Source organism: Marivirga lumbricoides (assembly GCF_014636295.1).
Taxonomy (GTDB): domain Bacteria; phylum Bacteroidota; class Bacteroidia; order Cytophagales; family Cyclobacteriaceae; genus Marivirga; species Marivirga lumbricoides.
Genome location: NZ_BMEC01000017.1, coordinates 41,109 through 67,029 on the forward strand (window position 1 = coordinate 41,109; position 25,921 = coordinate 67,029).

Consider the following 25,921-nt stretch of genomic DNA (forward strand, 5'->3'; position numbering starts at 1 on the left):
AGGACCATGAAGCTATTACTTATATCAACTTTTATATTTTCTTCTACTATACTGTTAGCACAGAATCTTAAGAAACCTCAAATTATAGACTCCCTTGAAAGCAAGTTTGATGATATTTCACCTGTAATCTCACCTGATGGAGAAACGCTGTATTTTACTAAAGCAAAGCATCCGGAGAATTCAGGTGGAGAAAATGACCCGGGTGATATATGGCAGAGTAAAAAAGTGGATGGAAAGTGGTCCAGAGCAGTAAAGATGAAAGGACCTGTTAATAATGCATTTTATAATGCGGTTATAGGAATTACAGCTGATGGCAATATCATGTATGTTGTTGGGAATTACGATAGTCCCAGAAAAGAGGGAGTGTCCTTTTCGCGCAGAATAAATGATAGTTGGAGCGAGCCAAAGGCAGTGGATATTCCTTATTTCAAAAACAAGTCAGATCATCTGTCCGGTAGTCTTTCACCTGATGGTAAAATAATGGTTTTGAGCCTTGAATCTTTCGGAACAACAGGAAATGAAGATATTTACTATACATTTCGTAAAACAATTGATCAGTGGACTGAATTAAGAAACCTTGGCGAAGACATTAATACAAGTGCTCAGGAGTATTCCCCTTACCTTGCAGGCGATAATAAAACATTGTTTTATAGTTCAAACGGGTTAGGAGGGGCAGGAAGCAGAGACGTGTTTTATAGCACCAGGCAGGATGCCACATGGACGAGTTGGTCCGAACCTGTAAATCTCTCAATAATTAATTCAGAAGGTGCAGATTGGTATTTTAAACTAATTGAAGGCACTGATGAGGCGCTCCTTGTAAATACTTTGAACAGTACGGGTTTGGGCAATCTTTTGATGGTGAACAAGCCTGAAGAAATAGGTGAATTAGAAGCTGCAGTAGTAGAAAAAGTGGTAGTAGAAACTAAGCCTGTTATACCTTATAAAAGTAATAAAAATGATTCACTTGATCGCACTAAGATAGAGATCTCTTTTAATATTATTGATGGGCTTACAGGTAAGCAATTAACCCCTCAAATAATAGTAAAAGGTGTAAATGAGATGAAAAAGAGCTCTTTTTCTGAAATTATATTGTCTGCGGGTTCTTCCTATAAAACAAGTCTTTTCAAGGATTCCACATATAAAGTGGGTATTGATGCCGAAGGCTACCTGAATGAAACAAGAAACATTAAAACTGACACAATTGAAAATAATGATGTAATAGTATTGGAGCTTGTTAAGTTAGAAAAAGGTACAACTATACAATTGCAAAGTGTTCTTTTTAAAAGAGGCACCTCGGAAATGCAAGAAAGTTCTTTCGAAGAATTAGATAGGGTAGTAAGTATGCTTAAAAAGAATGAAAAAGTAGAAATAGAACTTTCAGGACATACAGATAATACAGGGAGTTCAAAATTAAACATTAAGCTTTCACAGGAACGAGCAGATGTTATTAAAGAGTATTTAGTAGGTAAGGGGATTGATGATAGCCGTTTGAAGAGTAAAGGATATGGAGGGGCTAGACCAATTGCCAGTAATAAATCTGAAGCTACCAGAAAATTAAACAGAAGAGTTGAATTTACAATTACAAAAAATTAAACCACTAATGGTGAAAGAGGAGTTTTCAGTGCGTGATAGAAAGGCAGCCAAATTAAAATTGCTTATTCTTTCTCATACTAAGGAATTATTAGTCAGGAAGAATTTTAATGACATTCATGTAACTGAAATCTGCAAAAGTGTTGGAATTTCAAAAGTGACTTTCTTTCGATACTTTCCTCAAAAAGAAGATATTCTGCTCTATGGAATGAGAATTTGGGCCTTCGAAACTTCTATCAAAATTAAAGATAAAGCACTGGAAGGTTTAAAAGCAGTAACTTTTATCTTTGAAAGATACGGTGAGCTCTGTGAGAAGTATAATTCAATGGTACTTCATTTAATAAAGTACTATGCAGTGGCTGAAACAGTTCTTAAACCTATCAGTATAAAGAAAGCAGAAAAAACACTTCTATATCCTCAAAATGCAGATATTCAAAATTTTGAAGTACTCGCATTTGATAAGTTACTTGAAAAACATTTGCTGGAAGCAATTTTTAAAACTGAAGTAACGCGAAGTTCTGATGTAAACGATATGGTCAGAATGCTATTAACCATTACTTATGGGTCGATTTTAGTTGCTAAGATGAAGCAATTACCAGTGAAGGCACTATTAAAAAAGAACATAACCGCTGTACTTGAAACTTTTTAACAGGCACTGATACTTCTTTAGACCCTCATATATTTTCTTTATTTTTGCAGAAACCTTATATTATGGAAATAACAAAATTCTTAAAACACAATTATAGACATTTCAATGCTGCAGCCCTTATTGATGCAGCTGAAGCATATAAAGCACACGTTGAATCTGGCAAGAAGATGATGATTACCATGGCAGGCGCCATGTCAACTGCCGAATTAGGTATATCTATGGCGGAGATGATCAGACAAGATAAAGTTCAAATTATCAGCTGCACGGGTGCTAACCTTGAAGAAGACTTAATGAACCTTGTTGCACACTCGCACTACAGAAGAGTGCCTAATTACAGAGATTTAACCCCTGAGCAAGAATGGGAGTTACTGGAGAAAGGACTTAACCGTGTAACTGATACCTGTATTCCTGAAGAAGAAGCCTTCCGAAGATTACAGAAGCACATTTTCAAGATTTGGAAGGATGCTGAAGACAAGGGTGAGCGGTATTTCCCACATGAATTCATGTATAAAATGATTCAGTCAGGTGTGTTGGAAGAATACTATGAAATAGACCCGAAAGACAGTTGGATGTTGGCAGCAGCGGAAAAGAATCTTCCTATGGTAGTACCTGGTTGGGAAGACAGTACAATGGGTAATATCTTCGCCAGCTATTGTGTAAAAGGTGAGTTAAAGCCATCAACAATGAAATCAGGTATCGAATACATGACTTTTCTGGCAGACTATTATAAGAAAAATGCTGGTACAGAAGGGATTGGCTTTTTCCAAATAGGAGGGGGCATAGCGGGTGACTTCCCAATATGTGTGGTACCAATGCTTTACCAGGATTTAGAATATACTGATGTGCCTTTCTGGAGCTACTTCTGTCAGATTTCAGATTCCACAACAAGCTATGGTTCTTATTCTGGCGCTGTGCCTAATGAGAAAATAACATGGGGTAAATTAGATATTAAAACTCCTAAATTTATTGTAGAGTCTGATGCTACTATAGTTGCACCGTTAATGTTTGCCATTATTTTAGGGCAATAGACACTCAATATTAATAAGAGAGCCATTTTCAGATTACCATCCGGAAATGGCTTTTTTTTCTATAAAGTTATTTCTCACTGTTAGTCCTTTTCAACATTTATGAAGGCTCCCACAATTAAAACAAGTAACATAGTGGCTGCTGAAAGCATAAAAATTCTTTGCTCAAGGTAACCGAATATAAAACCTCCTGCTACCAAGCCAATTATACTGGCAAAACTCCCAAAGCTGCTGGCAAAACCCTGTATAGCCCCTGTTGATTTTTAGTGCCTTTTGTGGAAAGAATTGAAAGGAAGGAGGGCCACATTAAACCATTTCCTAAACCGAATAATACTGCTCCCACATATATAATTATTGTATTCGTAAAAGTTAAGCACCCAAACATCAGGATTAAAAGAATGCTTCCTGCCACAAATAATTGTTTTTCATTAAAATGATCATTAAGATAATTGAGCCCGGGACCCTGAGTGAAGATCATTACCCCTGAAAGGACTGTGAAAAATGGCCCAAGCTGAGAAGGATCCCATTGAAGAATGTCTGCCGCATAAATGGGAAAAGTGGCGTAGAAGAAATTAAAAGCTAAAAATATCAGAAAATAAAGTACCATCATGATGGGTACATCTTTTACTTTCCAAATTGCAGGTTTAGAAGAAGGTAAATCAGCAGCACTATTATCATCAGGCTCTCCACTTTTACTTTCTTTTAACAGAAATTGGATAATAAAAACACCTACCAAAGAGATGAATGCAGATAAAATGACGGTTTTAAGCTCTCCCGATGCTGTTGCAGCAATTAAACCTGACAACACTGGCCCAACAATAAATCCCAGATTCATGGCGGAAGACATCTTTCCAAAGTTTTTCTTCCTGGTTTGGGGAGTGGAAATATCTGCCAGGTAGGCATTTGCCACAGAAATATTTCCGCCTGTCAGCCCATCAAAAGCCCTGGCTACAAATAATATCATTAAAGGAAGTGTAAAGAGAATAGCGTCCTCTTTAAATGTAAATTCAAAAAAGGTTATGTGTGGAACAAAAAAAGCTACAATGAATATGAGCCATGAAGCTAGCGTGCCTATCTGGCTTAAGAGTAGTATTTTCCTTCTACCTATTTTATCGGACCACTTTCCCAGTATGGGGCCTCCAATTAACTGAAATGCAGGATAGACGGCTCCCATAAGTCCGTAAATGATTTCATTACCACCAAAATCACGAACCAGGTAAACCAGAAAAGGTAAAATAACGCTGTAACCTAATGCACCAATAAAATTGACGGTAAGTAACGGGAGGATGGAAAACTTTTTGTCACTTGAAATTTTATCATCACTCATTTCTGCATTTTCGCTTAGCATAATTGGCAATAGGAAGTTGTAAATACTTCAAGAAATATACTTATTAATATTTGTACAATTGGCACAATTGATATAATCCGGACAAATGCTTATCTCTAACAAGAAAAATTAATATTTGTATTTAATATTGTTATGTTTAATAAGCCTGTAAAAATAGTTAAGGAATGATTTTAGTTAAAATCATAATATTTAGATAATTTGAAAATACAAATATTTAATAAAACCTCTCTTATATTCGTGCGAATTAATTCTCTCAGTTTTAGTATTAAGTATGTTTATTAAGGTCAATTCTATAAGAGGTAGAATATTTTTGGGTTTTTTGCTTATCATACTTTTATCACTAATCATTTTCCTACTTAATTACTCTTACCTGGTAAGGATTGATTCCATTCGTAAAACGGAGAGAGAGCTAAATAATATTGAGTTAAAAACTTTAAGAGTTATTAAGCTCGATAATGATTTCCTGGATATTGAGTCCATAAATGCAAGTTATTTTGAAACCAGGGAGAGTGTTTTTTTGGATAAGCGGGATAGCTTGATGTCCCAATTATTTGACGAACTAACCACACAACAGAATCAAAATAGCGATTATTTTTCCATCCGAAACGGCCTAAGAATTATTTCTGCCACATTAGAAACGTATAACAGTAAATTTCGAGTGCTTGCAGACAATGTTTATCAACGGGGTTTCAAAGACTATGGCTTGGAAGGTGAAATGCGTGAATATGCTCACCAGCTAGAGGATCAGGAGTCTGTTGATCTTTCACTTGTGCTTTCGCTTAGAAGACATGAAAAAGATTTTTTCTTAAGAAATGATCAGGCTTATATAGATGCTTTTAACAGTTTAGCCCAGACAAATATCTTAAAGTTGGAAAAGCAAAAGGCAGATAGTGCAAAGCTGCGGCTATTGAAATCCTATGTAAATTCTTTTAATGAGTTGGTAAAAGTTCAAAAAACTATTGGACTCAATAGCAATGAAGGCCTAAGGAAGGAATTGAATGATTTAACAATCTCTTTAGGAGAGGATTTTGCACATCTTTCTGAATCCACTTCAGGGCAATCAAATTTTCTAATTAAGAGCGTTTTCATTGTATTTGTAATTAGTATAGTTGTGTGCCTGATTATTGCTTTAGTGGTGAGTTATTTTCTGTCTGCTAAACTTTCGGACCCAATTAAAAGACTTTCTGGCATTATGGAAAAGTATATGAATTCTAATGACAAATCTATTGATGATTTTCAAAGTGGTATCACCAAGCCAGCCAGGGAGATAGAAAAGCTTTCTGATTCTTTTTTTATGCTAATGCACCAACGTGAATATCAGTTGAATGAAATAGAGTCAAAATCTCAGCAAATGGCCTTGAAAAATGATGAGCTGGAGAAATTGAATGATGAATTAGATAAATTTATTTATAGTACAGCACATGATTTAAGGTCTCCTTTGTCCTCTATTTTAGGCCTTATCAATTTACTGGAATATGATACTTCACATAAGAGTAAAATAGAGTATGCTGAAATGATGAAAAATAGCATTTCTAAAATGGAGCTATTTATAAAAGATGTAGTAGATTACAGTAAAAATAAAAAGTTAGAAATAGAAAATGCTCCGCTTAATATCAGGAAGTTAATTGAGGATGTCCTGGAAGAACATCGATTTATACCTTCTTATAAATATATGACCATTCAAACATCGATTGAAGGTGACGGAATAGTGTACACTGACTATAATCGATTGAAAATTATTTTCAACAACCTAGTTTCCAATGCTATTCGGTATTCAGATTCAGAGAAAGAAGAGCGTTTTATTCATATTAAAATATCCTATACTGAAGGGTATTTCAAGATGCTATTCGAAGATAATGGACAGGGAATAAGTGAATTACATTTAAAAAAGATTTTTAATATGTTCTACAGGGCCAATGAAAAGTCTGAAGGCTCAGGCCTGGGCCTGTTTATATTAAAAGAGACTATAATGAAGTTAGAAGGGAACATTAATGTTAATTCTGAATTAAAGGTAGGTACAGTTTTTGAAATTAATATTCCTAATAAAGTTCCAAAAAATAATGAGCCATTACAACTTAAAATAGAGCCTGTTAGGTAATTACACGGGAATCAATGATATATGTATGCGAAATTTAAAAACCAATGATTACTCATTGTGTAATCTAATTTTAGATTCTATATAAAGAGTTTAATATCTGGCTTATTTAAAAGTTCAAATATGGACATACTACTGTTCATAGATGTACAATGTATAAATGATATTTGTTTTATGTATCTAATTTACAGTGAGTTATGAAATGGTATGGTAGTTGGTTTTTCTAAATAAAAACTTATTATGACAAGCTTACTACTTTTTTGCATTTTATTCATTCTATGTTGGCCATTAGCTATCCTATTATTAGTGCTTTATCCTTTTATATGGCTGCTATCAATTCCATTTAGATTATTAGGAATAGCTGTTAATTTCTCATTCTCACTGATTGAGTCAATTCTTCTCTTTCCCTTCCGATTAATAAGGCGCTAGTTTTTGTCGATTTTCTTTTTTTTCAGTGATTAAGCTACTAACATTGCTCAGTAATTTAATCAGATGGAAAAAGGATTTATCAAAGAAGTAATTATTCAGCCCAGTGATTTTGATCAGATGGGACATGTGAATAATGTAGTTTATCTTCAGTGGGTTCAGGATGTTGCTGAAGCACACTGGAAGAGCATTTCTGATGAGGATTTATTAAAAGAATTTGTGTGGGTTGCCTTGAGACATGAAATCGACTATCTCAAAGAAATAAAACCAGGAGAAACCATTATTGCGGAGACTTTTGTAAAATCTATGGAAGGGGTGAAGTCAGAACGACATACAGTAATATCATCAGCTGATTCTGGTCAGGTAAAATCCAAAGCAATTACTTTTTGGTGTCTGCTTGATGCTAAAAGTAAGCGACCTAAGCGAATTCCGCAGGATCTTAAAGATTTATTCATAGCTCTTTAAAATAAATCTAAGGACTAAAAATTCTTCGTTTAAATATGTAAGCCTAAACAAATAGACGATTATTTTGTCATTCTAAATAAAAAAATAAATGATTGCAATACTTTCCCCGGCCAAAAGCCTTGATTTTGACAAACAATTTAATTTAGAAGCTACTAAGCCACGTTTCTCTGCAGAAACAAATCAATTAATTGAAGTTTTGAAAGCTAAAAGCAGTGCCGAAGTACAGGAATTAATGAGCATAAGTGAAAAGCTGGCAGAGTTAAATGTAGAGCGGTATGACAATTTTAAGAAAAGAACACCTAAATATGCGAAACAAGCTGCATTAGCTTTTCAAGGTGATGTATACCAGGGAATGCTTGCAGAAAATTTTAGTAAAGAAGAGCATGATTTTGCACAACAACATATTAGAATCTTGTCTGGTTTATATGGTTTGTTGCGTCCTCTTGATCTGATTCAGCCTTACCGACTGGAGATGGGTACTAAGTTGAAAATAGGAGAGCATAATTCACTTTATAGTTTTTGGGAGGATAAAATTGCTAAACAGCTTATCAAAGATTTAAAAGAACAAGAAGATAATATTGTAATCAACCTTGCTTCCAATGAGTATTTTAAAGCAGCAGATAGAGATATCTTAAAGAAAAAAGCTCAGTTGATTGATGTTGAATTTAAGGATTACAAGAATGGAGAGCATAAAATTATTTCCTTTTATGCCAAGAAGGCTCGTGGTATGATGGCAAGGTTCATTGTGAAAAATAAATTGACAAAAGTAAATGAGCTTAAAGCTTTTGATACAGAAGGCTATTATTTTGATGATAAGGATTCCAATGAATCTTTACTTGCTTTTAAAAGAGATTGATCTGTTAAACATCCGCTTTCTCAATTTTTCTTCTTTTTGACCTACTTTTGCAACTATGATCAAGAAAAAATCTTATAGAATTAATAAAGCCGGCAATATTAAAAGATTGAAACTGGTTGAAGAGGCTATAGTAAAGCCTGAATCTAACCAGGTACAGGTTAAAATTCATTCTATTGGACTTAACTTTGCAGATATTTTCGCCATTCTTGGTTTATATGGAGCTACTCCAGAAGGCAGTTTTATCCCCGGTCTTGAGTATTCAGGTGAGATTATTGAAACTGGAGATGGTGTTGACAATTTTAAAGTAGGGGACAAGGTAATGGGAGTTACACGCTTTGGTTCTTACACTTCTTGTATCAATATTGAGGCAAATTATGTGACTCCTATTCCTAAAGGTTGGTCTTTCAATGAAGGGGCGGCATTTTTGGTTCAGGCATTAACGGCTTACTATGGTTTATATTACCTGGGAAACCTGCAAAAAGGAGCTACTGTGTTAATCCATAGTGCTGCAGGAGGTGTTGGCTTACTTGCCAATCGCATGGCTCAAAAAACCGGTGCTTACACCATAGGTACTATAAGCAGCGCTAATAAAATTAAACTCTTAAAAGCGGAAGGATATCAGGATTATATTATACGTGATAAAAATTTCAGGTCTAATTTAGAGAAATCTTTGATTGGGAGGGAGCTCAACCTGATTATGGAATGCATAGGTGGTGAAGTATTTAAAATTGGCTATGATTTATTGGCACCACAAGGTAGGTTGATAAACTATGGTTCTGCAAGGTATGGCGATAACAGTAATTCACCCAACTGGTTAAGGCTTGCATGGCTTTACCTTAGGAGACCAAAAATTGATCCTCAGAAGATGATTGAAAGTAATAAAGCGATTTTAGGCTTTAACCTCATTTGGCTCTATGAAAAAAAGAGTTAATGGCGCAGATCCTTAAGGAACTGGAGAATTTGAGCTTGCCTGCTCCTCACATAGGACATGTTTTTAAGTTTCATGAAATGCATAATGCAATAAAGCTTTTTCAATCAGGTAAAACTACGGGTAAAGTAATTATTGAGGTAGATCATTAAAGTCTATTTTCCTGAAATTTTATCCTTAAAAAAGGTCCAAAATTCTCTTCTTTCATCTTTGGACCTCACTAGCCCTTTTAATGTATCCACCATTGTAGAGCTTAATTTTTTGGATGCCGGTTTAATTTCCGGAAGCGGTTCAGGTGATTTTTTCTGCAAGGGGACAGACTGATCCGAAGTATGACTTTCTTCCTTTCGCATACCAAAGTTCTGAGGATCCAGTGCTCCAGCTTCTTCAAAATGCTTATCGGCTTTCTTTCTATAGCCCATTTTTTCAAGTATTAAACCTAAATTGTTGTGAGAGATAGCATCTTCCGGATCAAGTTCTAAAGCCTTTTGGTAGTCCATTTTTGCTCCATCTAAATCTTGCAAGCCATCTTTAATAAATGCTCGGCTGGCATATCGGTAAGGGTTTTCAGGCTCCAGTTCTACGGCAAAATCAAAATCAGCTATAGCTTTTTCCGGGTTTTTAGCCATATAATGAATTAAACCTCTTTCTCCATAATAATGGGCTTCATTAGGAACAAGGTTGAGTGTTTTCGTTAAATCCGCTAAAGCAGCATTAAAATCTTTTAATTTAAAATAAGCTTTCCCACGTTGATAAAATGCGATGGGGTTATCTGGTATTTGCTCAATATATTTTGAATATAAATGGATTCCCTGTTTAAAATCACCTTTTTGACAATATGATGCCGCTGTTTCTAACAAAATACTTACTTCCTTCATCTCTATCTTAATTCTATTCCTTCAATTGCTTTTTAAAGCTTCAAAATTAGTTAAGTATTTAACTCCATGACAAGAAAAATGATTAGGAATCTTTTCTTTTTTTGAAAAGCTCTTTTCAACATTCCCCTCAATTGTTACTTGCTTTTCTTTGTATTAGAATCTTCCATGAAATCCAAAATCCAATCATACGCCCTGTTGCGAGTATTGAAGAACTGCAGGATCATGGGGATATGTCTTTTATGCTTTTGAAGATGAAAATTAGGTTCTGGTACGTAGTTCTCATATTCGGTTAAGAAATCTTCTGTGGTTGAAATAATACCCGGTAAGGTTTTTCCTCCCATCATAATTAAAAGAGGTGGGTCATTGGTATCTATAAAGTAAATAGGAGAGGATTCCTTCCATTTTACGGAATCATTTGTAAAAGCTTTGAGATAAGAAGTACCCGGTGCATATCTTTTCATTCTGAGATAACTGTACATATCCAAACCTGCCGCATCAATAAGAATGGCTCCTATGAGCGGATTTTTCATTCCTAAATTTGTGATATATTCTTCCTTTAAAGTTATTAGAGCAGCAATATGTCCCCCGGCTGAATGGCCTGAAATAAAGATTTTATCCGGATTTCCTCCATATTCGGAGATATTTTCTTTTACCCATTGAACAGATTTTGCTGCGGCAGTGGCCATGTCATCAATTTTGTACTCAGGGCTTAGTGGATAATTAATTATAACAGTTACAATTCCTTTTAATGCCATTCTTCTGCCCAAAAAACCATAAAGGTCTTTATTACCAGAGTTCCAGCTACCACCATGTATAAAAATCAATACTTTATCATCTCCACTAGCCTTTTTGGAAGCAAAAACATTTAGCTTTTTTTCAGGCAAAGAGTCAGAGAAATCTTTTGACAGATAAGTTATGTCCTTATGCTTTTTAACGGATAAAAGTGTGCACGATGATGTGAATAGGGTAATCAATAGAATGAAACTTAGTGATTTAATCATATTAATGTAAAGAATAGAAATTGCAGTTAACCGTTTACTTCTTATAGACAAGGTTTATATTTATTTCAATTCTATTCACTACGAAGAAACAGATCATAATAGATTATTTAAATAGCTAAAATATTATTTAGCCTGTTCTCAAATAGGTAATAAGTGTATGATGGTTTACATTTGAGAGGTCAATTAAATACATTATTCAAATTATGGGAAATAACAAGGTACAACCCTGGATGAGAGGGTTTTTACTAATTGGTTCTGTTTATAATATTGCCTGGGCTATCTTTCTGTTTTATTTACCTGGTAGTTACATTAAATGGATTACTGAAGGAGCTCAGCAAATTAATAAATGGGTTACCTATCAAGCCATAGGAGTAGCTATTATAGGTGTTTTTATGCTAATGGCTGCACTTTATCCGCTTAAATATCGGTTTCTATTAATTGTGGCACTGTTAGGTAAATCTTTAGGGGGGCTTATAGTTTACCTATTGATTATGGATTCAGTAGTGACTAAGAAATTTATTTTTCATTTGTTAATGAATGATTTGATATGGGCAGTTCCGCTCATTTTTATCACCGCAGCTGCATTCAAATCACAAAACGACCGTTAACTAGTATTTGTCTTTAATTTTATAAGGGAAGATTTAAAATTGTAGCATGATTACACGATTATTAAAAGCATCATTAGTTTTATTATTTTCTTTAATATCTGTTAGCTTATCGAAAGGGCAATATGAGCAGGAATACTCCTCTTCAGATATTTTACATGAACTTCAGAAACTACAAAACACCACACGGGTGCTTTACATTGCAGCCCATCCTGATGATGAAAACACCCGTTTGATAAGCTATTTAGCAAATGGTAAAAAATTTGAAACTGCTTACTTATCTTTAACAAGGGGAGACGGTGGCCAGAATGTGATAGGGCCGGAATTAAGTGAAGCGCTGGGGTTAATCCGTACGCAGGAGTTGCTGGCCGCCAGGCGAACAGATGGAGGTAATCAGTTTTTCACCAGGGCGAATGACTTTGGTTATTCCAAAAATCCATCAGAAACCTTTAATAAATGGGACAAGCAGGCCGTTCTTTCCGATGTAGTGTGGGTAATCAGGAATTTTCAGCCTGATGTAATCATCACACGTTTTAATGAAACACCAGGCACCACCCATGGCCACCACACGGCTTCAGCTATTTTAGCAAGAGAAGCTTTTACCAAAGCTGCAGACCCTAAAGTTTTTCCTGAACAGTTGCAATATGTTGAAGCCTGGAAAACGAAAAAGCTCTATTGGAATACATCTTCATGGTTTTTCAGTCTTGACAAAGAATTTTCTGAGGAAAAATACAGTAAAGTAAATGTTGGAGAGTACAATCCTGTTTTAGGCTCTTCCTACACTGAAATTGCAGCCAAAAGCAGAAGTCAGCATAAGTCGCAGGCCTTTGGCTCATCAGGTCAGCGTGGCAAGGAAATAGAATACCTGGAACAGTGGGAGGGAAGCCCGCAAAATTCAGCACTTTTTGAAGGAATTTCCACAGGATGGGGCAACTATAAAAATGGAAAGCAAATAGCTTCCATAGTAAACGAGGCTATTGCTGACTATAATCCGTTACAGCCTTCAAAAACTATTCCGCAGCTAATTCAACTTAAAAAGCTTTTAAAACAATTACCGCAAAGTGCTGTAAAATCTAATAAGCTTTCTCAAGTGGATCAACTGATTTTAGAAAGTAGTGGTTTTTATAATCTGTTATATAGTGAGAATAATTACGCTGCTCCGGGTGATAGTGTACTCATTAATTTAGAGATAGTTAATCGTTCAGACGTAGATATTCAACTGGAAAAAGTGATTATTCCTAAAGTTTCTTTTCAACAAAAGTTTGAAACTAAACTCTTGAATGATGAAGTAATAAATAAGCAGATAGTAGTTAAAATAGCATCTGACCAGTCTTATTCCAATCCTTATTGGTTAAATGAAGATGAGGTGAATGGTCTGTACAAAGTAAATGACCAGCAAAAAATAGGTCAGCCCGAAAATGCTGCGGCAATTCATGCACAAATCACATTGTTAGTGAATGGAGAGAAAGTGGAATTGAATTCCCCTTTAGTTCATAAAAGTAATGACAGAATAAAAGGAGAAGTAATTCAGCCTTTTTATATACTGCCTGAAGCTTCAATAAGCTTCTCTGATGAAGTCTTTATCTTCACGGAGCAATCTCAGGTTAAGGAAATAGGAGTAAGTGTTAAAGCTTTAAAAAATAATGTATCCGGAAAGTTGGAAATAAAAATCCCTACAGGTTGGGAGCTTATTAACGATAACTCTTTGAGGTTTAATTCTTTGGATAAAGATCAAACCAGAAATTTTAAAATAAAAGTAAGGAGTGGCACAGAAACAGGTAAATTTTCTATCAATGCTGCCCTGGTTTTAGATAATGGTATTACTATAAATAAAAAAGTGCAGAAAATATCATATGATCATATACCGGATCAGGTGATCATAAGAGAAGCACAATCCAAAGTTGTTTTAGCAGATGTTAAAATAAAAGGTCAGCTAATTGGTTATATAGAAGGAGCAGGAGATGCAGTAGATGAAGCTTTAAAAACGATGGGATATTCTGTAGAATACATTGATATTGCTGCTGTATCAGTATCAGATTTAGAAAAATACGATGCTATAGTAGCAGGTATCAGAGCTTATAATACCAATGAGGCTTTACAAAATAATTATTCAAAATTATTAGCCTACACAAAAGCAGGGGGAACTTATGTAGTGCAATATAATACCAGCTATAGTTTGCCTGATAAGGAGTTTTGGCCATATCCGCTTCAAATTTCGAGAGATAGAATTACTGTTGAAGAAGCAAAGATGGACTTTTTAGCGCCTAAGCACCAGGTTTTAAATTACCCGAATGATATAAAAGCGGAGGATTTTGAAGGCTGGGTTCAGGAGCGGGGCTTGTATTTTCCTGGGAATTGGGATGAGCAGTATCAGCCAATATTATCAGGGGCAGACCCGGGAGATGATACATTTAACGGAGCTCTTTTGGTAGCCGATTATGGAAAAGGAAAGTTTGTTTATACAGGTATTAGCTTTTTCAGGGAATTGCCGGAAGGCGTGGCTGGAGCTTACAGATTATTTGCCAATTTAGTAGCTCCGGTAGGTGTTAAATAAGATAAATCCATATTCATCAAATATTTAGGGCCATTAGTCGATTAGTTACATATAAATATAAACATTTTACATACTTTCGTGTATAATGTAAGGACATTGCTGATGTACTATCTGTTTCTACAATTAAAAAGGTTGATATTTTAGAAACCCTCCCCTGAAACTCAGTAAAAATCATTGAAAATTTTTTAATTAATTAAAGTAAGTAGAAATGAAATTAGAAGAAGAAATTAAACAATTTAAGTTTGAAAATGAGAAGCAAAAAGCCATTCTCAATATTATATATACTGCTAACTGGATTTCTTCCATACAACATAAAATATTTAAAAAACATAAAATAACAGCACCACAGTATAACGTTTTACGCATACTACGAGGTAAATATCCTGACCCTCTTACCGTATCATCCATTCAGGAAAGAATGTTGGACAAGATGTCTAATGCATCTCGTTTAGTAGATAAACTGGTAGAAAAGAATTATGCTGAAAGATCAACTTGCTTATATGACAGGAGACAGGTGGATGTGGTAATCACTGAAAAAGGTCAAAAACTTTTGAAGCTCATTGAGCCTGAGTTAAATACTTTTCATGATGATAATATGATTTTATCAGAAAAAGATGCAGAACAGGTAAATTTGGCCTTAGATAAAATAAGAGGATAAAATTTATTATATTGGGTTTATTTAGCCAATATAATATTTTTATCATGAATATTTTACAAGAAACAGGCAGGATTTTATTTGCCTTGCCAATGGTTATTTTCGGGGTATTTCATTTTGTAAACACCAGAAGCTTGCAAAATGTGGTACCCTCTTTTATTCCAGGAGATACCTTTTGGGTATACCTTACCGGAGCAGCTTTAATTGCTGCAGGAATTAGTATTTTAATTAAAAAGCAGGTTGCCATAGTTTGTAATCTACTTGCCATCATGCTACTAACATTTGTATTACTCATTCATTTACCTTCCTTTTTAAATGGTAATACAGACGTGCTTACGTCAGTACTTAAAGATACCTCCCTTGCCGGTGGAGCCTTTGTATTAGGCAGAACTTTTAAATAAATTTTTTCCTATCAGACCATTCCTGAAAAAGATATATCTTAGCAATTCTATAATTGCTTAATTTGTATATGAAAAAGATTCTCAAAAAGGTTGGTTTAATATTTGTATCCCTGGTCATTATCCTGATAGCTATATTTATAATGGGGCCTAAATTAAGACAACCTGTTTTTTCAAATGAGTTACCGCCTATTGATATTGAACTTAGTGAATTGAATAAGTATGTAGAAAGCAAAGAGGTGGTAAGTGGTGAAATCAAAACTGATAATGAGGCAAGATTAATCTGGCATGATTCCTCGATGGAAATGACTGAATATGCGCTGGTGTATCTGCACGGATTTGGTGCCTCTTACAGAGAAGGCTACCCTGTTAATATGGCTCTTGCCGATAGTTTAAATGCTAATCAGTATTTAGCAAGGCTTGCAGGACATGGATTAGTAAAAGAAGATGCATTTGTAGGGTTAACCGCTGAGGCATATATGGCTTCTGCTTTTGAAGCTGTATCGATAGGAAAGAAATTAGGAAGAAAACTAATTCTTGTAGGTACTTCTACCGGTGCTTCTCAGGCTCTGTACATTGCATCGCAATTTCCTGATGTTGTAGAAGCTTTAGTTTTATATTCCCCTTATATTGAGCTTGCTGATGTTGGTACACAAGGCCTGGTAAGAGGGCCATGGGCAGGTCAAATTATGGAATTTGTCTTTACGAAGGATGTCACTTATACAGAGCGTCCAGATTCAGTAGCAGCTTATTGGTCAACTTTTTATCATTACGATGCTTATTATTCACTTTTTTCCATGATTAAAGCAACTATGAACACTCAAACTTATCAGAAAGTAAGTTGCCCGGTATTTTTAGGCTATTATTATAAAGACGAAGAACATCAGGATGATGTGGTTTCTGTAAAAGCAATGCATAAGATGTTTGAATCACTGGGCACTGAAAATAAAAAACAAATAGCCTTTCCCGAAGCAGGGGATCACGTTATTGCTTCTTCACTTCGCTCTCATAGTTGGACGGCAGTGCAGGATAGTAGCTGGGCTTTCTTGGAGCAGAATTTATTACTTAATTGAGATTTTGTTAAATACTGCCTTCAAATTTACATTTTGAAGATATAAAAGTATAATCAAACAGTATTTTACTGATAATTAATTTCTTTTTACTACTTTAGGGATCAACTATAACCTAAGTATGAGATTTATAATTGTCCTAATAGGAGTAGTGCTGTTTGCTTGTACTCCTCACAAAGAAGAAAGCAATCCTGTTAATGATTTCCCGTCTAATAGTAATGACCTTGCCACAAAAGTAGCTATAGATACAGCTGATTTACTTGATTTTCACTACCTAATAAATTCTGTAGGTAAAATACAGTCTCCGTCCTCTATTGTTATGAGGTGTGAGCGGGGCGGGATAGTTGAGAATGTTTTTGTTGAGATGGGAGATGCGGTTTCCAAAGGTCAAATTCTTCTGAAACTTAATAATGAGAACTTACTCCTGGAACGGGAAAAAGCAGAGTTGAAATTAAATCAGGCGGAGCTTGAATTTGATAACGTTTTGCTTGGGTTTCCTTCTTTAACATCCAAACAAAAATTGAAACAAGATTCACTCATGGTAAGGCTTCGTTTAGGCAGTGGGCTGAGAGAGGCAGAATTAGCATTAAAAGAAATCAATCTTAAAATTAAAGATAGTGAAATAAGGGCACCATTTTCCGGTATTATATATGACAGGAAAATTAGCAATGGTTCGTATGTTAATTCAGGAGATGAATTGTTAAGTATTTACCAAAAGTCTCCTTTACTCTTAATTGTTACTTTGTTAGAAAATGAGGCGCTTTTGCTTTCAAAAGGTATAAAGGTTGAAGTTAAGCCTACCGGTTTTGCGCATCAAAAAGTTCAGTATGGCTATATCAACTATATTAATCCAAATGTTAATGAGAAAGGCCTTGTAGAAGTTGGGATAATTCTTCCATCTCCAGGGAAAGAGCTCATATTAGGTATGAATGCGGAGGCAACTATAAAGGTGCCAAATGGTAAAAGGCTGTTAGTTCCTAAGAATGCTGTTGTTATCCGTTCAGGAAAAGAAGTGGTTTTTACGCTTGAAGAAGGCTTAGCTAAATGGAATTACGTTCAGACGGGTGTTGATAATGGAGTTAAACTAGAAATACTGGAGGGGATTTCCCCTAAAAGTGTAGTGATCACTTCTAATAATCTTCAGTTGGCTCATGATGCACCTGTTGAAGTAGAAAAACCATGACTAGTTATATTATTTCCAGGCCGATTGCAGTAATTATGAGTTTTACTGCACTAATAATCTTCAGCGTAATAGCTTACCTGAAATTACCTGTCTCTTTATTGCCTGACATTGATGTACCTGAGCTTGCTGTAAGGGTTGATTATCCTAATACCTCTCCGGAAGCCATTGAAGCGAATGTGTTAGCGCCAATAAGACAAAGCTTAGCCACTATGCAAGATATCAGAAAGATTGAATCAGTAGCTTCTAATGAAGCTGGCATGGTGAAAATAAGTTTTGAATATGGTGCCAGAATGGATTTAGCTTATGTAGAAGCCAATGAGAAAATTGATCGACTCATGGACCAGTTTCCGCGTGAGATGGAAAGACCGCAAGTGCTTAGGGTTAATTCAACAGACATACCTGTTGTAAGGGTACATGTAACCCCTACTAACAATAGAGATTTATTGGAGGCCTCCAAATTAACAGAAAATGTGCTTAGGAAGCGTCTTGAGCAGATTGAAGGGCTTTCGCTCGTGGATATCAATGGGTTAGTTTTTGAGGAAATTCAAATAGAGCCAAATAGTGAGAGAATGCGTATTTATGCAATTACTGAAGATGATATTCTTCAAAGCATACAAAATGCTAATCAAGAATTAGGAGGTATCCAGGTAAAAGATGGTCAGTATCAGTATTTTTTGCGTATGGCTAGTAGGTTGGTAGATACTGAAAGTATTGAAAGTATACCTATAATTAAGGATGGAGATTATATAGAGCTAAAAGAAATAGCCTCTGTTAGGTTTGCTAGTAAGAAAGAGAGTGGAAGTCATCTCTTAAATGGGAATAGTTCTATTGTTTTAAATCTACATAAAAAAAGTAGTACTGATATGACTTTGCTATTGCCAAAAGTAAAAGAGACATTATCAGTTTTTGAAAAAGATTACCCAAACATCAGTTTTACTACAACCCAGGATCAATCTATTTTTCTTAAGGCAGGAATAAATAACCTATTAAGTAGTTTGTTTTTTGGAGGATTTTTTGCCTTTGCTGTTCTATTTATTTTTATGGGGAATCCAAAGCTTCCTCTTATCATGGGAATCAGCCTACCATGCTCACTTACCATATCTTTCTTATTCTTTTATTTTTTTGGGTTGTCAATTAATATAATTTCTTTAAGTGGATTGGCTTTAGGTTTAGGTATGCTAATAGATAATGCTATTATTGTACTAGAGAATATTCATAGAAAGAGAGAAGAGGGAAAAGAGCTTATAGTGGCTTGTACAGAGGGTGTATCTGAGGTGAAAGGTGCTTTAGTAAGCTCTGTTCTTACTACTTTGGCAGTTTTTGTTCCTCTAATATTTTTAAATGGCATCAGTGGAGTCCTCTTTTACGATCAGGCATTATCAGTTGCTATCATTCTTACAGTTTCATTAGGCGTAGCTTTCATATTACTTCCGTTACTATACAAGCTTTTTTTTTCTAATTTCCAGGTTAAGGGCCAGACTGATTCGCTTTTTTTTAAAATATTAGTTAATAAATTTAATAAAATTCACAAGGCCGTTTTTAGCAAACCACTTATAGCCTTTTTTGTGATGCTTATTATATTACCCTTTGGTTACTTTGCTGCCATGCAATTACCAGTGCAAGGAATGCCAAGCATTAATAGAACTGACCTGATAGTAAAAATTAATTGGCAGGAACCTATAAGCCTTCAGGAAAATATAAGAAGAACGCAACAAATCATAGGTAACCCAAAGGATGGTTTATTAGAGAGCGATGCTGATATAGGTATTGCAGACTATTTACTTCAGATTTCTAATGCTAGTATTCAGGAAACAGTTGCCTATCTCAATTTTAATAGTACTCAATCCAGGAATAAAAATATTCTTAGCATAAAGAAAGAAATCGACTCTAAATACCCTAAAGCAAATGTTAATATTGAAGAGGCTCCTAATGCATTTGAATTACTATTTTCTACCAGTAACCCTTATATAAATATAAAATGGCGCTTGCCCTCTTCTGCAAAAGAAAATCTCAATGACTCTTTGCAGCAAAGTTTTCCAGTGACAGGTTTTGAAGCAGGAAAATCTTTAGTAAAAGAGACCAACATAGTTATCAATATTTTAAATAATAAATTATTACAATATAATATTCCTCAAGAACTACTTTACAACAAATTACAATATATTCTGACTAATTACCCCGTTACTAATCTAAAATCATTTAGCAAAGTTACCCCCATTGTATTGATGGAGTCCCATGATCGGACCCTTTCTCAATTAATAGCAAACAACATAATAACAACTTCCTCCGGTGTCAATTATCCTCTGAGTACTTTTGTTAAAATTGATTATGCACAAAGACCTAAGCATATTTTAGCTGATGCCTCAGGTATTTACTATAATATGATCTACAATCCATCCAATAAGGAAGAAAATCTTGAACAAAACCCAACCTTTCAACTAAGTAAAATTAGAAATTGGATTGTAGAGAATGGACTGCTGGCGGAAATAGAGGGGGAATATTTCTCCAATCAAAAAAACTTGCAGGATTTATTATTTATCTTACTAATTTCTATAGCCCTTTTGTATTTTATTCTCGCTGCTCAATTTGAAAGCTTTTGGCAGCCATTGATTGTGATATTTTCTTTACCTTTTGGTATAGCAGGGGCTATTCTGTTTTTGTGGATAGGAGGAGCAACCCTAAATATAATGTCTGCAATAGGAATGGTAGTAATGTTGGGTATAATGGTAAATGATGCAATCTTAAAGATTGATACGATCAACAGAAACCTTAGTAGTGGTATTCAATCTAATGTTCAGTTAACTGAAGCCATACACCTGGCAGGAATAGTTAGGTTAAAGCCTATACTGATGACATCTATTACCACTATTTTAGCACTATGCCCTGTTTTAATAGCAGGCGGTTTAGGAGCAGAACTACAAACTCCATTAGTTTTAAGTGTAATGGGAGGGTTAATCGTAGGTACTGGCACCGCCCTGTTTTTAATACCACTTGTTTATTACATTGTCAAAAGAAAGTTTGTCCAATGATTTTACTCTTTTAAAAGTTAGTAAATTGTCTTCTTTCCGTTCTATCATAGCGTTCATTGTAATTAGCATTTTAGGAATTTCATTGATTCCTGAACTTAGTGTCAATTTAAACCCTGTGAAGGTTGATAATACCCTGCAAATAAGTTATTCAATTGCTGATGCGAGCCCTCAGGAAGTTGAAAGATTGGCGTCAGCTCCTATTGAGAATGTAATGAGCCAATTACGCGATCTGGACAAAATAAGCTCTGTTTCAAGATATAATGGAGGCAATGTTTCTTTAGAATTTTCCAGGAATACTGATATGGGATATAAACGCTTTGAAGTGGCAGCCTTGCTAAGACAACTCTATCCTCAGTTAGCTAAGCGTGTTTCATATCCTTTTATAAGTCCATTACAAGATCAAAATCAGCAACAAGACTTATTGAGGTATACCTTAAGCGCACCTTTAGCAGCTTTTAAAATAGAGGAAGTATTAAAAGAATCAATTTTAAAAAAAATTCAAAGCACGGAAGGAGTTAAGGCTACCCCCATTTACGGAGCTACTCCACTTCAGGTGGGTATTTATTATAGCTCTACTAAATTAAGCTCTTATAGTTTTACACCTGCAGATTTAAAAAGAGCTTTAAGTAATGCTGGAGGGTTAAGATACCCTGGGCTGGCTAAGATGAACTCTCAGCAATTTTTGTCGATATTACTCGATGGACGATTCAAAAATATACAACAGCTGGGGGAAATGTATGTAACCAATAGTGAGGGGAGAAGCATGCGTTTAAAAAATCTGGCGGAGATTATTCCAGAAGAACAAACTCCTCAGAGCTATTATAGAATTAACGCTAAAAACTTCGTTACACTGGCCATAGAAGCAAGAGAAGGTGTAAACAGACTTCAATTAGCTAGATTGCTAAAGAGTGAAATTAACTCTGCCACAGAGTTGCTTCCTTCGGGTTATGAATTACGACTTGTTTCTGATGATACAGAATTTATTGAAAAAGAACTTGATAAACTTTACCAAAGATCGCTATTATCCATTCTTATTCTCATAGGCTTTATATTTTTGATTAATAGAGATTGGCGCTATTTGTTAGTTTTATTTAGTGGTATTGTAGTGAACTGTTGCCTTGCGATCATAGGTATCTGGCTGTTTGATATTCAAATACATATCTATTCGTTAGCAGGCCTCACTATTTCTTTTGGCCTCATTGTGGACAATGCCATAGTAATGATAGATCACATACATAAATATAAAAACAAGCATCTTTTTTTGGCATTATTTGCTGCATCTTTAACTACCATTGCAGCGTTACTGCTTGTTTTTTTACTTCCTGAAGATCAAAAAAATAATTTGATCGATTTCACCAAAATTGTCGCAGTTCTACTAGGTGTTTCTTTACTGGTAGCTTTATTTTTTACACCAGCTTTGTATCAGCTGTTATTTGAACAAAAAGCAGCTGGTTCAAAAAAGCAGTCCTATAAAGGGTTGCGTAGAAGAGTTAAGCTATTTAGAATTTATTATTTATTTATAGCTTGGAATGCTCATTATAGAAAATGGTGGTTTATAGCTTTTCTGCTAGCATTTGGATTGCCTGTTTTTTTGTTACCCAGCAAGTGGGAAGGGCAGGAGTGGTACAATAACACTATTGGATCAGATTTATATCAGGAAGATATTAGACCAATTAGTGACAAGCTATTGGGAGGAAGTTTGCGCTTATTCGTAAGGAATGTATACGAAAGATCCTCTTATAGAGAAAAAGAAAAGACCCGACTCTATGTAAATGCGCAGCTGCCTTATGGCAACACCCTGGAACAGATGAATGTTATTATTAAAGATTTTGAATCTTATCTTTTAGCTCAAAAAGGTATACAAACTTTCACTACTAATATACGATCTGGCCAATTTGCTTCCATAGAAATTGTTTTTGAAGAAGCGTATGAATTAGGAGGTTTGCCTTATCAATTAAAAGCACGGCTTTCTGCCAGAAGTACTAACTGGAGTGGAGTAAAGTGGAATATTTATGGAGTGGGGCAAGGTTTTTCTACAGGTTCCTCTGATCAAATTCCTTCTTTTAGAGTAGAAATGAAGGGGTACAACTACTTTGATTTAGAAAGAGAGGCAAAGAAATTGGCAGCTATGCTGTTAGAGCATCCCAGAATACAAGAAGTTAACACAAATGAAAGGCTTTCCTGGAATGATAAAAAAAGTGAGGAGTATGTACTTGTACCTGATGTTGCATTGTTGGCAAAAAAAGGAATTTCACTCTCAGATTTTGCTGACGGAATAAGGAGTGCAGCTAGAGCAGGCTCATTTAATAACTACTTCGAAATTGGAGGTCAATGGTGGCCAGTAAAAGTGCAGGAGACAACAGCAGGTAGATTTGATAAATATACCTTAGATAATAATAGTATCATGTATAGTGAGAAAAGAATTCCTGTTGCTGAGGTGAGTGAACTCTTTTTAGAAAGCACCAGCAATGCCATATATAAAGAAGACAGGAATTATATTAGATCAGTTTCTTTTGAATATTATGGTTCTGGCAGATTTGGAGATAAATACCTTAAAGAGGTTTTAGCAAAGTATGATAAAATGAAACCTTTAGGATACTCCGCTGCAAAAAAGACTTTTAGTTGGGGCTTTAATGAAGCTAAAAAGCAATATGGTTTATTGCTGATTTTGATTGTGGCTATCTTCTTTATCTGCTGCATATTGTTTGAAAGCTTTAGATTACCCTTTTTTATCCTGATTTTAATCCCTATTGCTTTTATAGGGCTCTTTCTAACTTTTGGTTGGTTTGAGTTTTACTTTGACCAGGGGGGGTATGCAGCTTTTATTATGTTAGGTGGACTCACTGTAAATGCTGGTATTTATATTTTATATGATTTTCAACACAGAAAAAGCCAAAATAATAGAAATTTTATGAAAGCTGTGAGCTATAAAAGTATGCCAATCTTACTCACTATTTTCTCAACTTGCTTTGGGCTTGTTCCTTTTGTATTGGGCGGGCAAAATGAAGTGTTTTGGTTTTCTTTAGCTGTGGGGACAATCGGAGGACTAATAGTAAGCTTGCTAGGTGTGTTTTTTTTGCTTCCTCTAATGGCTTTTAAAATCAAGAAATAGAGTACTATAATATTATCTAGATAAATGATTTCTTTTCTAAGAGTTATTTAATATATTTATTAACTGTTAATAAATATATTAAACCATAACCTTATGAGTGGACTTAAGCATTTTGAGAGATACCTTTTTATTAATGAATTAATTACGAAGGAGCGAACCGGTCAACCTGCTATACTTGCAAAAAAACTGAATATTTCTGAAAGGCAAGTTTACCGAATCATTGAAGATTTAAAGCTCCACTATCAAGATCAATATACTATTGAGTTTGTGCCTCAAAAGAAAAGCTATGTTTTTATTAATAATTCCGAAACTGACAAGAAATGTCAGGGAGAACTCATTAATTTGAAAATGAACGATGCGCAAAGTTCAATTAATAAATTTCAAACTTAATATTTTCAAATTATGAAAAAGATCAGAAATATATTTTTAGCAACATCTTTATCCGTGGGTTTAATTTTTTCAATTAACCTTTTAGCTCAAAATGAACCGCCCGGTTTAGAAGATCCAGATTGTCAAGAAGGTTGCGCTTGTGTCGGTAATGCTGATGAATTCGACAAGAACTATGATCCTAGAGTTTATAATTGTGTGGGTTCAGGATGTAATTGTAGTGGGGGAGGATGATTTTAATAAAATAATGGCTGTCTCAAACTGTGAGACAGCTGTTTTATATCTAAGAAAAATTAAGACAAATATTCTGTTTTAGTTTAAAGAGGAATATTTTTAATTTTCATATAAGCTAGAGTAAAACTATAATTAAAATGTACCTTAGAAGAGCTTTTAAAGTAGTCTCTTTATCTATCAATATTAAAAACTATGAAAAAACAGTGCTTATATCTTTTGATATTACTATTAATGGGATGTAATTATTCTAAAGAGAATAAAACTATTTCAGGGCAAGTATCTATTGAAGAATTGAGAGAAGCTACATTGGAGGAAATTATGGAATGGGAGAATGATGTTCAGGAAGATTTAACACTTACATATTCTCGTGAGATTGATTTCCCTGTAGACTCCACCTCAAGAAATTTCAGCATTTATTCCGGCTATTACCAGGATAATGAAACAGGGGAAGAATTTTTTGTAAATAACAATGAATTTATCAACAGCATAGATTTTTATTCTATTGAAAAAGAAGCATTGCAACATCGCGTATTGATTGATAAAGATGAATTTACTGGTTTACGGAATATATCAGGCTTTTATGTAGCTAATAGAGATTCTATTTATGTTTACTCGAATAACCAGTTAAAAATGCTTCTTGTTGATTTTAAAGGTAATACTTTAGCGAGTTATAGTTTCCCTGCTACTTATGCCAATAAACTACTGACGCATATGTTTTCCAAGTTTTTTGTTAAAGATGATGTTGCTATAATTAATTACAACTCTTTCCTTCCTGCTAAATTTTTAGCCGATTCTCTTACCGGTGCTACAATTGATTTAAAAACAAATGAAATAAAAAAAATAGGTGCTTTTTTCCCAAAAAGTTATATAGACATTGGATATGCCCCTACTTTTTATAATTCTAGATTTAATAGAGGTCAGAGAAACTCTATTGTTACAAGACTTGCTGCACTTCCACTTTTATTCAAGTATGATATTTATTCAGACTCTCTCAAAGCTTTTGTGGTTAAAAGTAAATATCATACAAAAGTTATAGAGCCATGGGATGTAGAATCAGAAAGAGCATATGAGTATTTAAAAGGAGACTATTATTTCACTCTCTACGATGAATTTAGGCACGTTTATTACTCTGTGTTCAGCCTTGAATTACCCATAAAAGATCCTTCTACAGGCCTATTAAATGACTTGGAAGATAAACAGATGTCTATAATAATTACAGATACTACATTCAAATATAGAGGAGAAGTACTGCTTGAGAAAGATATTTATTTCAGAAATATGGTAGTGATAGAAGACGGTTTATTGATTTCTACAGCCAGTATCAATAATAGTACTGAGAGGGAAAATTTAATGGGTTTTCATTTGTATAAATTGGATTCTTTGTGACCCCAGATTAATAGGGTTCCAAACGTGTTTTTACATCTTATTGGACA

The 25,921-nt window shown here is 34.6% G+C and carries 22 protein-coding genes; 19 read left to right on the forward strand and 3 right to left on the reverse strand.

Translation table 11 applies throughout. The features are described from left to right. Positions 1–6: 6 nt before the first annotated feature. From IEV85_RS21790 to IEV85_RS21800, 3 genes are all read left to right on the forward strand, one after another. Entirely contained in the window at positions 7–1,593 is a 1,587-nt protein-coding gene (locus IEV85_RS21790) for an OmpA family protein (RefSeq protein ID WP_188467391.1), read from the forward strand. Beyond that, a complete protein-coding gene (locus IEV85_RS21795; protein ID WP_188467392.1) occupies positions 1,568–2,239 on the forward strand; it encodes a TetR family transcriptional regulator in 672 nt (223 codons plus the stop codon). Before IEV85_RS21790 ends, IEV85_RS21795 begins: the two co-directional genes overlap by 26 nt. Before the next feature lie 62 nt (positions 2,240–2,301). Next, positions 2,302–3,267 (forward strand): deoxyhypusine synthase family protein, encoded by a 966-nt coding sequence (locus tag IEV85_RS21800; protein WP_188467393.1) that lies wholly within the window; start codon positions 2,302–2,304, stop codon positions 3,265–3,267. A 202-nt stretch (positions 3,268–3,469) separates the two neighbouring features. On the opposite strand, the gene IEV85_RS21805 is transcribed toward IEV85_RS21800, so the two are convergent. Next, complete coding sequence (locus tag IEV85_RS21805; protein ID WP_229712690.1) at positions 3,470–4,591, reverse strand: MFS transporter; 1,122 nt, start codon at positions 4,589–4,591, stop codon at positions 3,470–3,472. A 292-nt stretch (positions 4,592–4,883) separates the two neighbouring features. Here IEV85_RS21805 and IEV85_RS21810 point away from each other — a divergent pair, with 292 nt between their 5' ends. The 5 genes from IEV85_RS21810 to IEV85_RS24950 all read left to right on the forward strand — a co-directional run bounded on the left by IEV85_RS21810 (position 4,884) and on the right by IEV85_RS24950 (position 9,534). Then, positions 4,884–6,710: a sensor histidine kinase gene (locus IEV85_RS21810; RefSeq protein WP_188467394.1), complete on the forward strand. Its 1,827-nt coding sequence runs from the start codon at positions 4,884–4,886 to the stop codon at positions 6,708–6,710. Between the two features lie 489 nt (positions 6,711–7,199). Beyond that, positions 7,200–7,598 carry an acyl-CoA thioesterase gene (locus tag IEV85_RS21815; RefSeq protein ID WP_188467395.1) on the forward strand — a complete coding sequence of 133 codons (399 nt, stop codon included), beginning with the start codon at positions 7,200–7,202 and terminating at the stop codon, positions 7,596–7,598. 88 nt (positions 7,599–7,686) lie between these two features. Beyond that, the gene (yaaA, locus tag IEV85_RS21820; RefSeq protein WP_188467396.1) at positions 7,687–8,454 is read left to right on the forward strand and encodes a peroxide stress protein YaaA; all 768 of its coding nucleotides are present in this window, start codon (positions 7,687–7,689) and stop codon (positions 8,452–8,454) included. A gap of 55 nt (positions 8,455–8,509) precedes the next feature. Next, entirely contained in the window at positions 8,510–9,385 is an 876-nt protein-coding gene (locus IEV85_RS21825; RefSeq protein ID WP_229712691.1) for an alcohol dehydrogenase catalytic domain-containing protein, read from the forward strand. Continuing rightward, complete coding sequence (locus tag IEV85_RS24950) at positions 9,385–9,534, forward strand: hypothetical protein (protein WP_229712692.1); 150 nt, start codon at positions 9,385–9,387, stop codon at positions 9,532–9,534. Before IEV85_RS21825 ends, IEV85_RS24950 begins: the two co-directional genes overlap by 1 nt. A gap of 3 nt (positions 9,535–9,537) precedes the next feature. Here IEV85_RS24950 and IEV85_RS21830 read toward each other — a convergent pair whose 3' ends face one another. Further along, positions 9,538–10,260, reverse strand: coding sequence for a tetratricopeptide repeat protein (locus IEV85_RS21830; RefSeq protein ID WP_188467397.1), 723 nt, complete (start codon positions 10,258–10,260; stop codon positions 9,538–9,540). A gap of 134 nt (positions 10,261–10,394) precedes the next feature. Further along, positions 10,395–11,261 carry an alpha/beta hydrolase gene (locus IEV85_RS21835; RefSeq protein WP_188467398.1) on the reverse strand — a complete coding sequence of 289 codons (867 nt, stop codon included), beginning with the start codon at positions 11,259–11,261 and terminating at the stop codon, positions 10,395–10,397. A gap of 203 nt (positions 11,262–11,464) precedes the next feature. Here IEV85_RS21835 and IEV85_RS21840 point away from each other — a divergent pair, with 203 nt between their 5' ends. The 11 genes from IEV85_RS21840 (at position 11,465) to IEV85_RS21890 (ending at position 25,874) form a co-directional block, all read left to right on the forward strand. Further along, positions 11,465–11,869 carry a hypothetical protein gene (locus tag IEV85_RS21840; protein WP_188467399.1) on the forward strand — a complete coding sequence of 135 codons (405 nt, stop codon included), beginning with the start codon at positions 11,465–11,467 and terminating at the stop codon, positions 11,867–11,869. Between the two features lie 46 nt (positions 11,870–11,915). Continuing rightward, a complete protein-coding gene (locus tag IEV85_RS21845; RefSeq protein ID WP_188467400.1) occupies positions 11,916–14,420 on the forward strand; it encodes a PIG-L family deacetylase in 2,505 nt (834 codons plus the stop codon). Positions 14,421–14,628: 208 nt separating this feature from the next. Beyond that, entirely contained in the window at positions 14,629–15,078 is a 450-nt protein-coding gene (locus tag IEV85_RS21850) for a MarR family winged helix-turn-helix transcriptional regulator (protein ID WP_188467401.1), read from the forward strand. A gap of 44 nt (positions 15,079–15,122) precedes the next feature. Then, positions 15,123–15,476 (forward strand): DoxX family protein, encoded by a 354-nt coding sequence (locus tag IEV85_RS21855; RefSeq protein WP_188467402.1) that lies wholly within the window; start codon positions 15,123–15,125, stop codon positions 15,474–15,476. 68 nt (positions 15,477–15,544) lie between these two features. After that, complete coding sequence (locus IEV85_RS21860; RefSeq protein ID WP_188467403.1) at positions 15,545–16,546, forward strand: alpha/beta fold hydrolase; 1,002 nt, start codon at positions 15,545–15,547, stop codon at positions 16,544–16,546. Positions 16,547–16,664: 118 nt separating this feature from the next. Beyond that, entirely contained in the window at positions 16,665–17,726 is a 1,062-nt protein-coding gene (locus IEV85_RS21865) for an efflux RND transporter periplasmic adaptor subunit (protein WP_188467404.1), read from the forward strand. Beyond that, the gene (locus tag IEV85_RS21870) at positions 17,723–20,755 is read left to right on the forward strand and encodes an efflux RND transporter permease subunit (protein ID WP_188467405.1); all 3,033 of its coding nucleotides are present in this window, start codon (positions 17,723–17,725) and stop codon (positions 20,753–20,755) included. Before IEV85_RS21865 ends, IEV85_RS21870 begins: the two co-directional genes overlap by 4 nt. 25 nt (positions 20,756–20,780) lie before the next feature. Beyond that, positions 20,781–23,867 (forward strand): efflux RND transporter permease subunit, encoded by a 3,087-nt coding sequence (locus tag IEV85_RS21875; protein ID WP_188467406.1) that lies wholly within the window; start codon positions 20,781–20,783, stop codon positions 23,865–23,867. Between the two features lie 93 nt (positions 23,868–23,960). Continuing rightward, positions 23,961–24,257, forward strand: coding sequence for a hypothetical protein (locus IEV85_RS21880; protein WP_188467407.1), 297 nt, complete (start codon positions 23,961–23,963; stop codon positions 24,255–24,257). A gap of 12 nt (positions 24,258–24,269) precedes the next feature. After that, a complete protein-coding gene (locus tag IEV85_RS21885; RefSeq protein WP_188467408.1) occupies positions 24,270–24,488 on the forward strand; it encodes a hypothetical protein in 219 nt (72 codons plus the stop codon). A gap of 192 nt (positions 24,489–24,680) precedes the next feature. Beyond that, positions 24,681–25,874 (forward strand): DUF4221 family protein, encoded by a 1,194-nt coding sequence (locus IEV85_RS21890; RefSeq protein ID WP_188467409.1) that lies wholly within the window; start codon positions 24,681–24,683, stop codon positions 25,872–25,874. Positions 25,875–25,921 lie beyond the last annotated feature (47 nt).

Bases quoted from the DNA above. Each gene is read 5' to 3' on its own strand.
- IEV85_RS21790 (WP_188467391.1), top strand. From the start codon at position 7: ATGAAGCTATTACTTATATCAACTTTTATATTTTCTTCTACTATACTG.
- IEV85_RS21800 (WP_188467393.1), top strand. From the start codon at position 2,302: ATGGAAATAACAAAATTCTTAAAACACAATTATAGACATTTCAATGCT.
- IEV85_RS21805 (WP_229712690.1), bottom strand. From the start codon at position 4,591: ATGAGTGATGATAAAATTTCAAGTGACAAAAAGTTTTCCATCCTCCCG.
- IEV85_RS21810 (WP_188467394.1), top strand. From the start codon at position 4,884: ATGTTTATTAAGGTCAATTCTATAAGAGGTAGAATATTTTTGGGTTTT.
- IEV85_RS21815 (WP_188467395.1), top strand. From the start codon at position 7,200: ATGGAAAAAGGATTTATCAAAGAAGTAATTATTCAGCCCAGTGATTTT.
- yaaA (WP_188467396.1), top strand. From the start codon at position 7,687: ATGATTGCAATACTTTCCCCGGCCAAAAGCCTTGATTTTGACAAACAA.
- IEV85_RS21825 (WP_229712691.1), top strand. From the start codon at position 8,510: ATGATCAAGAAAAAATCTTATAGAATTAATAAAGCCGGCAATATTAAA.
- IEV85_RS24950 (WP_229712692.1), top strand. From the start codon at position 9,385: ATGGCGCAGATCCTTAAGGAACTGGAGAATTTGAGCTTGCCTGCTCCT.
- IEV85_RS21830 (WP_188467397.1), bottom strand. From the start codon at position 10,260: ATGAAGGAAGTAAGTATTTTGTTAGAAACAGCGGCATCATATTGTCAA.
- IEV85_RS21835 (WP_188467398.1), bottom strand. From the start codon at position 11,261: ATGATTAAATCACTAAGTTTCATTCTATTGATTACCCTATTCACATCA.
- IEV85_RS21840 (WP_188467399.1), top strand. From the start codon at position 11,465: ATGGGAAATAACAAGGTACAACCCTGGATGAGAGGGTTTTTACTAATT.
- IEV85_RS21845 (WP_188467400.1), top strand. From the start codon at position 11,916: ATGATTACACGATTATTAAAAGCATCATTAGTTTTATTATTTTCTTTA.
- IEV85_RS21850 (WP_188467401.1), top strand. From the start codon at position 14,629: ATGAAATTAGAAGAAGAAATTAAACAATTTAAGTTTGAAAATGAGAAG.
- IEV85_RS21855 (WP_188467402.1), top strand. From the start codon at position 15,123: ATGAATATTTTACAAGAAACAGGCAGGATTTTATTTGCCTTGCCAATG.
- IEV85_RS21860 (WP_188467403.1), top strand. From the start codon at position 15,545: ATGAAAAAGATTCTCAAAAAGGTTGGTTTAATATTTGTATCCCTGGTC.
- IEV85_RS21865 (WP_188467404.1), top strand. From the start codon at position 16,665: ATGAGATTTATAATTGTCCTAATAGGAGTAGTGCTGTTTGCTTGTACT.
- IEV85_RS21870 (WP_188467405.1), top strand. From the start codon at position 17,723: ATGACTAGTTATATTATTTCCAGGCCGATTGCAGTAATTATGAGTTTT.
- IEV85_RS21880 (WP_188467407.1), top strand. From the start codon at position 23,961: ATGAGTGGACTTAAGCATTTTGAGAGATACCTTTTTATTAATGAATTA.
- IEV85_RS21885 (WP_188467408.1), top strand. From the start codon at position 24,270: ATGAAAAAGATCAGAAATATATTTTTAGCAACATCTTTATCCGTGGGT.
- IEV85_RS21890 (WP_188467409.1), top strand. From the start codon at position 24,681: ATGAAAAAACAGTGCTTATATCTTTTGATATTACTATTAATGGGATGT.